The sequence below is a fragment of the Aliiroseovarius marinus genome (assembly GCF_050881025.1).
GTDB classification, from domain to species: Bacteria; Pseudomonadota; Alphaproteobacteria; order Rhodobacterales; family Rhodobacteraceae; genus Aliiroseovarius; species Aliiroseovarius marinus_A.
Genome location: NZ_JBNNXQ010000003.1, coordinates 491,424 through 503,633 on the forward strand (window position 1 = coordinate 491,424; position 12,210 = coordinate 503,633).

Consider the following 12,210-nt stretch of genomic DNA (forward strand, 5'->3'; position numbering starts at 1 on the left):
TCAGTCTCCCCTGCCCTTACGGGCGGTCAATCCTCAGCCAATCCGGCCGGTAATATAGCTTTCAGTGCGCGGATCTTCTGGGTTGGTGAAGATCTTTGTGGTGTCATCAAACTCCACAAGGTTGCCCAGATGGAAAAACGCGGTTTTCTGGCTGACACGTGCGGCCTGCTGCATCGAGTGGGTGACGATCACCACCGAATAGCTTTGTTTCAGCTCGTCAATCAGCTCTTCCACCTGCGCGGTGGCGATGGGGTCAAGGGCCGAGCACGGCTCGTCCATCAACAGAACCTCGGGCTCGGTTGCCACGGCACGTGCGATGCACAGACGTTGTTGCTGGCCACCCGACAGGCCCGTGCCGGGCGCGTGAAGGCGGTCTTTCACCTCGTCCCAGATTGCTCCACGGCGCAGGGATTTCTCAACAATATCATCAAGATCGGCCTTGTTTCTGGCCAACCCGTGAATGCGCGGGCCATAGGCGATATTGTCGTAAATCGACTTTGGAAACGGGTTGGGTTTTTGAAACACCATACCGACTTTCGCGCGCAGCTGCACCGGGTCGACACGCTTGTCATAGATGTCTTCGCCATCCAGCAGGATATCACCTTCGACCCGACAGATATCAATCGTATCGTTCATCCGGTTCAGGCACCTGAGGAAGGTGGATTTGCCACAGCCTGACGGGCCAATAAAGGCGGTCACGGTCTTGTCTTCGATCTCGACCGAGACATCTTTGATCGCATGGGTGTCCCCATAGTGGACCTGCACATTCTGCGCTGAGAACTTGATGTCATTCATCGCGGTGATCCCTTCGGGTTTCGTCATATCTTTCATCGGCTCGGTCTTTCGGGTTACCAGCGGCGTTCAAAGCGACGACGCAGGATAATGGCAATGATGTTCATGGTCATCAGGAACACCAAAAGGATGATGATGCCGCCCCAGGCGCGTTCATAATAAGCGGGGTCGGCGCGTTTTGCCCATTCATAGATTTGCGCGGGCATGGCGGAATTGGGCGACATGAAACCCTCGATAATCCCACCGGGATAGTTCGAGGCGATGTAGCCCACCATGCCGATCAAAAGCAGCGGTGCAGTTTCGCCTAGTGCCTGCGCAAGCCCGATGATGGTGCCGGTCAGGATGCCGGGCATGGCCAGCGGCAGTACGTGGTGAAACACCGTCTGCATTTTCGAGGCACCAATGCCCAAGGCGGCCTCGCGGATCGAGGGCGGCACGGATTTCAGCGAGGCGCGGGTCGAGATGATGATGGTCGGAAGCGTCATCAGCGTCAGCACCAGACCACCGACCAGCGGGGCCGATTGCGGCAGATGGGCAAACTGGATGAACACGGCCAGGCCAAGGATACCAAAGACGATGGAGGGCACGGCGGCGAGGTTCGAGATATTGACCTCGATCAGGTCCGTGACCCAGTTCTGCGGCGCAAATTCCTCAAGATAGATCGAAGCCGCCACGCCGATGGGCAGCGCACAGGCCAGCACCACCAGCATCATGTAGAAACTGCCGAGCATCGACACACCAAGCCCCGCTTGCTCCGGACGGCTTTCCGAGGCATCCGCGCCTGTGATGAAGCCAAGGTTGAAGCGTTTTTCAACCACGCCCGCGTCGCGAAGCGCATCCACAAGATCAAGATGAACCGGCGTCAGGTTCTTATCACGCGCAAGGCTTTCGCGGCTCACGCGGCCCTTCAGGTATCCATCCACGCGCGAACTGGCCAACAAGCGAAATTGGACCGTGTCACCGATCCGGTCGGGGTTGTCGACGACAAAGGCGCGGATTTGCGAGGCCGCGCCCGCGCTCATCATTTTGCGCAGGTCCTTTCCCTTGGCAAAGGGGTTCTCAACACCCGCCTCTTCCATCGCGGCTTTCAGCGCGTTTTCGATCAGCGGGTTATAACCAAAAGTCGTGACCTTCTTGATTTTCTCGATGTCGCGGGTGCCGGATTTGTCCAGCTTGGCTTCAAGAAGCTCCACGTCCAATGTGATGAAGGTCTGCTGGAACGCGCCCACCCCCTTGGCAAAGATCGAGGTGATCAGCACCACAAGAAAGACCAGACCGATGGCGATGGCGGTGATGCCATAGGCGCGAAAGCGGCTCTCGGCGGCGTTGCGGCGTCGGGTGCGGTCATCCAGCGTCAGAAGCGAGCTCTTGGCGCGCGGCTGTGGCTGATCCGAAAGGCTTGCGTGGCTCATTCGTATTGCTCCCGGTATTTGCGCACGATGTAAAGCGCGAGGACATTCAGGCCCAGGGTGAGGATGAAAAGCGTCATGCCAAGGGCAAAGGCCACCAGCGCTTCGGGGCTGGCGAAATCGCTGTCACCCGTCAATTGGCTGACGATCTTGGCGGTTACGGTGGTCATGGCTTCGAACGGGTTCAGGTCAAGCCGGGCCGCGGCCCCTGCCCCCATCACCACGATCATGGTTTCACCAATGGCGCGAGAGGCCGCCAAAAGCACTGCACCGACGATGCCCGGAAGGGCCGCGGGCAAAACAACCTGCCGCACGGTTTCCGATTGCGTGGCCCCCAGCCCATAAGACCCGTCGCGCATCGCCTGCGGCACCGCGTTGATGATGTCGTCAGACAGCGAGGACACGAAGGGAATGAGCATGATGCCCATGACCAATCCTGCCGTCATGACCGAGCGCGCGCCCTGCATCCAGCCAAGGCCGTCGGCGCCGAAGAAGTTCACCAGCAGCGGGCCGACGACGGTCAGGGCAAACAGGCCGTAGACGATGGTGGGGATGCCCGCGAGCACCTCGAGCAGCGGTTTGGCCACGGCGCGGGTGGCGTTGCTTGCATATTCCGACAGGTAAATCGCGGCAAAAAGCCCGATGGGCACGGCCACCAGCAGCGCCACGAGCGAGATATAAAGCGTGCCCCACAAAAGCGGCAGAATGCCCAGATGCTCGGACCCGCCCCGCCCTTCCGGGCTCCATGTGAGGCCAAAAAGGAAGTCGCCTGCGGGAAACATGCCAAAGAAGGTGATCGTGTTGAAAATCAGCGACAAGACGATGCCAATTGTGGTCAGGATCGCGATCGAGGCCGCCGCGATCAACAGCGCCTTCACGCCTTGTTCAACACTGTTGCGGGCGCGAAAATCGCCATGTGTCATGCGCAGGGCCACCAGGAACCCGGCGGCGGCGATGGCCAGCACCACGATGGTCATGGCCAGCCCGCCACTCGCCGTTTTGGCCCGCAAGGCATGGGCGGCGGACAGGGTATCAGAACTGACATCCGCGCCAAGCGCCACGCCTACACTGCCCAAAAGGCCACGCAGATCCGTGGTATTGGGGTCAAGCTGGACCAACTCGTCTTCGCTCATCACCCCTGCGCGCTGCACCGCATCCAGACCATCGGCCACGCGGTTCACATCGCTCATGATCAGGTTCAGCTGACCTGCATCGTCGTAAAGCGCAGGCGGGATCATCGTGGACACGGACCCGTTGATCACCATGGGTTGGATCACCACCCACAGCCCCAGAACCAGCAGAGCCGGCACAAGGGCCAGCATGGAGACATTGAAGCCGTAATAATTGGGCAGCGAATGAAGCTTGCGGCGATCACCACCAACCGTTGCCAGCGCGCGCGCACGCCCCACAAGGAACCCGACAAGGGCCAGCGCCAATACGATCACCAAGAGCCAGAGTGCAGACATGTCAATCTCGTTCAAAGCAGCAAACGGGCGTGATGCCCGAAGGGAGGGTGGCGACGCGAAGCCCAAGCGCCCCGCGTCGCCCGCGTTTTTAGTGCGTCAGAACCGCTTCGTCAGCAACCGATGCCTGGGTGGCCGCCAGTTCAGGATCGGCGACCAGACCGTATTCGGCCAGCGGGCCGTCGGGGCCTGCAATCTCGTCCGCGACGAAGAACTCAGCATATTCTTTCAGGCCGGGGATCACGCCGATATGCGCCTTCTTGATGTAGAAATAGAGCGGGCGTGACACCGGGTATTCGCCGGTGGCGATGCTCTCGGTCGAGGGCACGATGCCTGACATGGTGGCGACGTTCAGCGTGTCGGTGTTGTTTTCATAAAACGCCAGGCCGAAGATTCCGATACCGTCTTTGTTGGCGTCAATCGAGGCCAGCGTTTCGGTGTAGTCGCCGTCGATATCAACCGATTTGCCATCGGTGCGCACTTTGTAGCACATTTTGGCAGCGGCTTTGGCTTTCGCCTTGTCGCTGTCGCCCTCGGCCACGGCCAGGAATGCGTCGTAAGCGCCGGTGGCCTTACAGCCAGCTTCCATCACCTTCACTTCGAACACTTCACGGGTGCCGTGCTTGGTGCCGGGGATGAAGGCGGCGATGTCAACGGCGGGCAGGTTTGCGTTGAACTCGGCCCACTGGTTATAGGCGTTGTCGACCAGCTGGCCGTCCACCATCACCTGAGCGCCCAGTGCGTTGTAGATGTCGGCCGGTTCAAAGGCCGAGAAATCCGGGCCGTTGATCTGGCTGGCAAAGACGATGCCGTCATAGCCGATGCGCACTTCCACGATGTCAGTGACGCCGGCTTCGGCACAGGCTTTGATTTCCTTGTCCTTGATCTTGCGCGAGGCATTGGCCACGTCGATGGTGTTTTCGCCAACACCTTCGCAGAACCGCTTCAGACCAGCCGAAGAGCCACCCGATTCAACAACCGGTGTCGGGAAGTCAAAGTTTTCGCCAAAGGCTTCCGCCACGATCGAGGCATAGGGCAGAACGGTGGAAGACCCGGCCACCTGCACCTGATCACGGGCGGCAGCAGCGGTTGCGGAAACGGCAGAGATCGCCAGAGCAGAGGCGGTCAGTTTCACGAAAGACATGGATAACTCCTGTTTGATCATTTTGTCGCCCTGCCGGTTGGTCCGGCACAGGTGACTTGCCGCGTTCCTAGGGCGGTTGATCAAAGCTTTTGTGAAACTAGTGTAACAGCCGTGTGACAATTTCCGATTTGCCAGAAAAAGACATGATGCCCGAGCGGTTTCCCGCGTTTTTTCATGCAGGGTCAGCCAGTCTTAGATAGACTGAAAAAACACTGCCTGCGCCGATCTCAGAGGTGATTTTCAACCGCCCCCGATGCCGGTTGATGATGTGTTTGACAATCGCCAGCCCCAGCCCTGTCCCACCTTTTTCCCGCGACCGATGACCATCGACACGATAAAACCGCTCGGTAAGACGGCTGAGATGCTTCGGATCGATGCCATCCCCTTCATCCATCACCTCAACCACAAGCCCCGGCCCGGCAAAGGCCGCAACATGGTCCTGGCGCGACAGGCGTACACGCACCGCGTTGTCGCCGCCGCTGTATTTGATCGCGTTCTCGATCAGGTTGGTAAACACCTGCTGCAACTGGTCCGGATCGCCTGTTACCGGCGCGGGCACATCCAGATCACAGATCAGCTGCAATTCCGTGCGGCTTTCTTCTGCCAGCGGCATCACACTGCTGAAGACCGTGTTCAAACACTCTTCCACATCCACATGATCCCGCGGCGCCAGACGGGCCATATCCTCGACACGGCTTAGCGACAACAAATCGGTGACAAGACGGTTCATACGCTGGGTTTCACGATCCATGATATCCAAAAACCGCGCCTGCGCCGCCGCATCATCGCGGGCCGGGCCGCGCAGTGTTTCAATGAACCCTGTCAAAGCCGTCAGTGGCGTGCGCAGCTCGTGGCTGACATTGGCCACGAAATCAGACCGCATTTGCCCCGCAGTTTCATTCGGTGTGACGTCGACAAAACACAGAATAACTCCCATGTCGGACGGCCCCTTCGCGCCCATCGCGGACACATGAGCGTCATAGAGCACTTCCCCATTTGCGTCTTCGACCGAACACCTGACTTTGCCGTTTTCGCGGGTGGACAGACATGTCTCGACCAGATCGACCAATGCCGGCCTGCGCAAAACAGAAATGAAATTACGCCCAACCGCGGCACTGTCGATCAGAACACCATTTGCCAGCTCATTTGCGGCCAGAACGCGCCGGTTTGCCCCGATCACAAGCGCGGGCAAAGGGATTCCCCTGAGCAGTTCTTCCATCATCTTCGCCCAATCCTTCGGACAGCTCTCAAAGCCCCTATAAGGTGACTTAAACGTAACATGAAGATGGCAGAAAGCTAAAAACAGGCCAATATTCCCGCCAATGTGGAATTGCCAATTCGCCCATCGCCTTATATGTGTTTAAAAACTCCAGTGATTGGAACGCTCTGAAGAAGCGTCCAATGTCGGGCAGATGTCAAAGAGGCGAAGGGGAATCGCGCATGCAAGAAGCTGCGTCGAAGAAGGCGAAAGTGCTTGTTGTGGGGGCTCTTCCGCAAGGTGATCAGGCGCTGCCAGAGCAGATGGTGCGGATTTCCTGCTTTGAATTTCTATCCATGGAAGCCCCGGAATTTCAGCATATTGCGCCCGATTTTGTTGTCTCTCCACTGATCTCGCTGGAGTTTGACTGCTTGGATATGGCGCAGAAATTATGTCAGGTGGATTTTCCCGGCACCTACTACGTTTTGGCAGATAACCTGCCCAATCCGCAGATCATCCACAAAGAAATGCGCACGATTTGCCCGGCTTTGAACTTCGAAATATTGTCCGAAGGCCGCCTTCCGGAAGGTTTGAAAAGCGAGACGCTTTAATAGACCAATTCGTGATCATCCCCACCAACACTCTTATAGTGTCGATCCAGATAGTTCAGCGCCACGCGCAACATGTATTTTCCAGACCGCGCAGGCATCGCCAGTTCAGCTTCGATCCGTTCCATACCCTTTTCGTGGCAACAGACCGCAAGCGTGATTTCACCCAGTTCGGGACCCATTGCGCGCAAGGCATCCGTCAGGCGTTTACGTGCATCGATCTGGCGGCCGACGCCGGTTTCATGCGATTGAGCCCCCTGCTGATCTTTGGGCGCAGACATGATCGCATCCCAGCTACCGCGTGCGGCCACGTCGAACTGACCTAGTGCGAAATCGCGTTGAAATCGCTCTGCCGAGGCCACAAGATCCGCGCTCAGATAGGGTTTGGTGCGACCCTTCGCGCGGCCCAGCACCCGCACCGGGCTGTCGGCACCGGCAGGGCGCGCGTTGCGACCGCCGGCCTGCCCAGGCGCGCGCTTTCCAGCCCCTTGCCCACGGGCGCCACCGATTTTTGATGGTGCCATGTCAAACCGTGCGGGTGCCTCTGCGAACCCGACCGCGCGCCCTTCGGCCTCGGCCATCATACGGTTCAGGGCTTTTCGGCCCTCGGCGCTGATGCGGTATTTGGACAGGCGGGTCTTGGCTTCTCCTTCGATCCACCCTTGCAGCGCCATCATCTCGATCACCCAGCTGGGGGCCTTGGCTTGCGCAACAGGGTCCCCATCGCCATTCGGGCGCAGCACAACCGCCGTATCCACCCCTTGGCTGACCACCGTAAACGCGCCGTTCACGGCCATGGCGCGCAGGCAACGCAAGATCTGCGGGGCCACCGGATCATCCTCTGCCAGGGGCAGTGGCTTGGCCGCGCCGTCGCCTGTCTCAACATCGCGCAAACGCGCGCCCAGACGTGCCAAAAGCGCATCGACAAGCGGATCATCGCGACGGCTTTCTGTCTTGCGCACCTGACGCAAAACAGTCGAGGCATGCACCCCCCGATCGCGCGCAATGGCACGAATGGGAACACCGGCTTCAGTGTGCCGAAGATACAGCCGGATATCATCGGGCAGCCAGTGCAGTAACGCGTCACTTTCAGCTATCGACAGCGCAGTATTAGGCATTCGCAGTCCTTTTCGTTTGGCTTCGCAAGAGCCTGACGCACATCCCCAGCACGACATGCCAGCGCAACCACGGGTGGAGTAGATGCAGCAAATGGCTAGCATCTGATTGGTTACCGGATGGTTAACTAAGCGTATGGCAAACAATATTAGTTTCCATTTCATCAACAATTATTAAGGCTTTTGACATAATTAAGGCAGTCCGGCGCAACACCCGCACTGGTTGAGTCATGATGATGGGGAATCAGCGAAAGGATACCCCAATGTCGAACGCATCGAACCTTCTGAGCCAGCTGCGCCGCCCCCGTCTTCTGGTCCGCGCCGCACGCTTTGGCCTGGTCGACTACAATCGGGATAGAGACCTGAAAAAGCTCATGAAATCCACGTTCACCCCCAGCCCAGAACATGCGGTCGACGGCCTGTTGGAAGAAGAGGCCCGGTTGGAAGACACGCGTCGCGCGGGGGATGCAGGCTATTCCGTTTCACGCCATGTCGAGGTGCTGATCGCCCTGATGGCAGAGATGCGTTTGCTGCCCCAGAAGGGTTTGCACGGCTGATTTCGCGCCAAATGCCATAAAAAAGCTAAGGGGGCCGTTAAGCCCCCTTACCAACCGGTTAACCAATGTGAACGAAGGTGGAACACCCCCAGTTGCATGGCAGATCAGGTGAATGCATCCGGCATCGAGGCCTTCTTCTCAGCGATATAATCGCGAAGCCCTTCGGCAATGCCCGGGTCCAGGGACGGCTCCTGGTAGTCCGACAGCATCTTCTTGACCTTCTCTTTGGCAAGCGCCTGCGTGTCGCGGGCCCCTTCCTCTTCCCATGTCTCGTAGGGCTTGTAGTCAAGCAGTTCCGAGCGCCAGAAAGCGGATTTGAAGTTCGCCTGCGTGTGTTCGCAACCCAGATAGTGACCGCCTGGCCCGACCTCGCGAATGGCGTCCATGGCCTGACCGTTCACATCCACTTCAACGCCTTTGGCGATGCCATGCAAAACGCCCAGCTGATCGGCGTCCATCACGAACTTTTCAAAGGACGCCACCAGACCGCCTTCCAGCCAGCCCGCCGAATGCAGCATGAAGTTCACACCTGACAGAAGCCCTGTGTTCAGGCTGTTTGCGGTTTCGTAGGCCGCCTGAGCGTCGGGCAGTTTCGATCCGTTGAACGACCCGGCCGAACGATAAGGCAAACCAAGACGGCGGAAGAGCTGCCCCGCGCCATAGGTGACATTGGCCGCCTCGGGTGTACCAAAGGTCGGCGCGCCAGAATTCATGTCGATCGAGCTGACAAAGGTACCCGCCACAACGGGCGCGCCTTTGCGGATCAGCTGGCTATAGGCCACGCCTGCCAGAACCTCGGCCAGAACCTGCGTCAGCGTGCCGGCCACTGACACCGGCGCCATGGCACCACCCACGATGAAGGGCGAGATGATCGAGGCCTGATTGTTGGCGGCAAACACTTCCATCGCGCCCATCATCACATCGTCGAACTGCATCGGCGAGTTGATGTTGATCAGCGAGGTCATCACCGTGTTTTGCTGCACGAAATCCTGACCAAACAGGATACCGCACATATCAACACTGTCCTGCGCGCGTTCGGGCGCGGTGACCGAGCCCATGAAGGGCTTGTCTGACAGGGTCATATGGGCGTGCAACATGTCCAAATGGCGCTTGTTGACCGGCACATCGGTCGGCTCGCACACGGTGCCGCCGGAATGGTGCAGGTATTTGGACATATAACCCAGACGCACGAAGTTGCGGAAATCCTCGATCGTGGCATAGCGACGACCACCATCCGCATCACGCACGAAGGGCGGGCCATAGACCGGCGCAAGCACAAGGTTCTTGCCACCAATTTCGACATTGCGTTCTGGGTTGCGCGCATGTTGGGTGAAGCTTGAAGGTGCCGTTTTGCACAGCTCACGCGCCAGGCCACGCGGGATACGCACGCGTTCGCCATCAACATCTGCGCCCGCCTCTTTCCAGCGCGCAAGCGCCCCCGGATTTTCGACGAAGTTCACACCGATCTCTTCCAACACCGTTTCGGCGTTGTATTCGATGATCTCCATCGCTTCTTCGTTGAGAATCTCCAGATTGGGGATATTGCGCGTGATATATTTCGCGCATTCGATCTTCACTGCAGTGCGTTCTGCGCGACGTGCAGCGCCACCGCCTCCGCGACGACGCGTCCGGGCCTCGGCCATGGGAAACCTCCATTTGTCCTGTTGAAACCTTGATAGATTGCGTGACGGGCCAAGTCTGTCCCCAAGCGGCCATGCAGGACCAAAAACGACATTCCGCAGCATCCTGTCGGAAATTTCACATTTTGCCTTCTGTTTGCCCCGCACACCCTTGCGCAAACCCGCCCCCTGCCCTAATCGGTCAACATGACAGATCAGAGCCACGACCGCCTTCTTATCATCGACTTTGGCAGCCAGGTGACGCAGCTGATTGCGCGCCGCCTTCGCGAGCTGAACGTCTATTGCGAAATCCACCCCTATCAGAACGTCACGATGGACTTCGTGCGCGAGATGGCACCCAAAGCGGTGATCTTCTCGGGCGGGCCTGACAGCGTGACCCGCGAGGGATCGCCCCGCGCACCGCAGGAAATCTTCGACTATGGCGTGCCGATCCTGGGCATCTGCTATGGTCAGCAGACCATGATGACCCAACTTGGGGGCAAAGTGGAAAGCGGACATGGCACCGCCGAATTTGGCCGCGCCTATGTGACGCCCAAGGCCAAGCTGGACCTGCTGGAGGGTTGGTTCGAGGATGGTGACGAACAGGTCTGGATGAGCCACGGCGATCACGTGAGCGAAATCGCACCGGGGTTCGAGGTCTATGGCACCTCTCCCAACGCCCCCTTCGCGATCACCGCGGATGTGGACCGGCATTTCTATGCGGTTCAGTTCCACCCCGAAGTGCACCACACGCCCAATGGCGCGAAGCTTTACGAGCAATTCGTAAAACTGGCCGGTTTCAAAGGCGACTGGACCATGGGCGCTTACCGCGAGGAAGCCATTCGCGTGATCCGCGAACAGGTGGGCGACAAGAAGGTGATCTGTGGTCTGTCGGGCGGCGTTGACAGCTCGGTCGCGGCGGTCCTGATCCACGAGGCGATCGGCGATCAGCTGACCTGCGTCTTTGTTGACCACGGGCTTTTGCGTAAAGGCGAGGCCGAAGAGGTCGTCACCATGTTCCGCGACCATTACAACATGCAGCTCATTCACGCGGATGAGCAGGAGCTGTTTCTGGGCGAGCTGGACGGGCAATCGGACCCTGAAACCAAGCGCAAGATCATCGGCAAGCTCTTCATCGACGTGTTCCAGAAACACGCAGACACGATTGACGGGGCCGAGTTCCTGGCGCAAGGCACGCTCTACCCCGATGTCATTGAATCGGTGAGCTTTTCCGGCGGTCCTTCGGTGACCATCAAGTCGCATCACAATGTGGGTGGCTTGCCTGAAAAGATGGGCCTGAAACTGGTCGAGCCGCTGCGTGAGCTGTTCAAGGACGAAGTGCGTGCCTTGGGGCGCGAACTTGGCCTGCCGCAAAGCTTCATCGGCCGCCATCCCTTCCCCGGTCCGGGTCTGGCGATCCGCTGCCCCGGAGAGATCACCCGCGCCAAGCTCGATATCCTGCGCGAAGCGGATGCGGTCTATATCGACCAGATCCGCAAGCATGGTCTCTATGACGAGATCTGGCAGGCCTTCGTTGCGATCCTGCCCGTGCGCACCGTGGGCGTGATGGGCGACGGGCGCACCTATGACTATGCCTGCGCGCTGCGTGCCGTGACCTCCGTGGATGGGATGACGGCGGATTATTACCCGTTCAGCCATGAGTTCCTTGGTGAAACCGCCACGCGCATCATCAACGAGGTGAAGGGCATCAACCGCGTCACCTATGATGTAACCTCGAAACCGCCCGGCACGATTGAATGGGAGTGAGCCACGACCCGCAGGGATGAATTTGTCCAGTGGACAAATTCAAGTGGCGAACACCTGAAGGCTTTGCCTGAAGGTTGGACGGTCTAAAATTGATCCAGTAGTGCGATTTGCAGCACCGACCTCACTGACCCACAGGGATAAGGCTTCTGCCTGATGAACCGTTGCGCTACAGAATTGCAAACGCCGTCCAGGTGGGCGGCGTTTTCTTTTTCCCCTCGCCAAGCCGGGCGCGGCTTGCTAGCCCTTGGTCATGAGCAGGAAACCAAACATTGTTTTAACCGGGTATATCGACGTGCCTGCCGATCGGCTGGACGCGGTGCGCGCCGCCCTGCCCGACCATGTGGCTTTGACCCGTGCCGAACCGGGCTGCCTGTCTTTTGAGGTGCACGAAGACCCGCAAGTGCCCGGACGGTTTACGGTTTCCGAACGGTTTGTGGACAAGGACGCTTTCGATGCCCACCAGACCCGCACCGGCGCCTCGCCATGGGCGGACATCACCGCGGGGCTCGCGCGCCACTACGCGATCTCTGAACTGTAG

Annotated in this window: 11 protein-coding genes; 4 read left to right on the forward strand and 7 right to left on the reverse strand. The window is 58.8% G+C overall.

What is annotated here, in order from left to right; genetic code table 11:
* Window positions 1-33: 33 nt before the first annotated feature.
* From pstB to ACRY08_RS11685, 5 genes are all read right to left on the reverse strand, one after another.
* Entirely contained in the window at window positions 34-822 is a 789-nt protein-coding gene (pstB, locus tag ACRY08_RS11665; protein WP_432450283.1) for a phosphate ABC transporter ATP-binding protein PstB, read from the reverse strand.
* A 26-nt stretch (window positions 823-848) separates the two neighbouring features.
* Window positions 849-2,204 carry a phosphate ABC transporter permease PstA gene (gene pstA / locus ACRY08_RS11670; RefSeq protein WP_432450098.1) on the reverse strand — a complete coding sequence of 452 codons (1,356 nt, stop codon included), beginning with the start codon at window positions 2,202-2,204 and terminating at the stop codon, window positions 849-851.
* Entirely contained in the window at window positions 2,201-3,667 is a 1,467-nt protein-coding gene (pstC, locus tag ACRY08_RS11675) for a phosphate ABC transporter permease subunit PstC (protein WP_432450099.1), read from the reverse strand. Before pstC ends, pstA begins: the two co-directional genes overlap by 4 nt.
* 88 nt (window positions 3,668-3,755) lie before the next feature.
* Complete coding sequence (locus ACRY08_RS11680; RefSeq protein WP_432450100.1) at window positions 3,756-4,808, reverse strand: substrate-binding domain-containing protein; 1,053 nt, start codon at window positions 4,806-4,808, stop codon at window positions 3,756-3,758.
* A 172-nt stretch (window positions 4,809-4,980) separates the two neighbouring features.
* A complete protein-coding gene (locus ACRY08_RS11685) occupies window positions 4,981-6,030 on the reverse strand; it encodes an ATP-binding protein (protein ID WP_432450101.1) in 1,050 nt (349 codons plus the stop codon).
* 218 nt (window positions 6,031-6,248) lie between these two features.
* Between ACRY08_RS11685 and ACRY08_RS11690 the strand changes: the two genes are divergently transcribed.
* A complete protein-coding gene (locus tag ACRY08_RS11690) occupies window positions 6,249-6,617 on the forward strand; it encodes a hypothetical protein (RefSeq protein WP_432450102.1) in 369 nt (122 codons plus the stop codon).
* On the opposite strand, the gene ACRY08_RS11695 is transcribed toward ACRY08_RS11690, so the two are convergent.
* Window positions 6,614-7,732, reverse strand: coding sequence for a DUF6456 domain-containing protein (locus ACRY08_RS11695; RefSeq protein ID WP_432450103.1), 1,119 nt, complete (start codon window positions 7,730-7,732; stop codon window positions 6,614-6,616). The two genes, ACRY08_RS11690 and ACRY08_RS11695, sit on opposite strands and share 4 nt — an antisense overlap.
* A gap of 260 nt (window positions 7,733-7,992) precedes the next feature.
* On the opposite strand from ACRY08_RS11695, the gene ACRY08_RS11700 reads away from it, so the two are divergent.
* Window positions 7,993-8,286, forward strand: coding sequence for a DUF6477 family protein (locus tag ACRY08_RS11700; RefSeq protein ID WP_432450104.1), 294 nt, complete (start codon window positions 7,993-7,995; stop codon window positions 8,284-8,286).
* 104 nt (window positions 8,287-8,390) lie between these two features.
* Here the strand turns inward: ACRY08_RS11700 and ACRY08_RS11705 are convergent, their stop codons facing one another.
* The gene (locus ACRY08_RS11705) at window positions 8,391-9,929 is read right to left on the reverse strand and encodes a trimethylamine methyltransferase family protein (RefSeq protein WP_432450105.1); all 1,539 of its coding nucleotides are present in this window, start codon (window positions 9,927-9,929) and stop codon (window positions 8,391-8,393) included.
* A 183-nt stretch (window positions 9,930-10,112) separates the two neighbouring features.
* On the opposite strand from ACRY08_RS11705, the gene guaA reads away from it, so the two are divergent.
* A complete protein-coding gene (gene guaA / locus ACRY08_RS11710; protein WP_432450106.1) occupies window positions 10,113-11,672 on the forward strand; it encodes a glutamine-hydrolyzing GMP synthase in 1,560 nt (519 codons plus the stop codon).
* A 250-nt stretch (window positions 11,673-11,922) separates the two neighbouring features.
* Window positions 11,923-12,210 carry a putative quinol monooxygenase gene (locus ACRY08_RS11715; RefSeq protein ID WP_432450107.1) on the forward strand — a complete coding sequence of 96 codons (288 nt, stop codon included), beginning with the start codon at window positions 11,923-11,925 and terminating at the stop codon, window positions 12,208-12,210.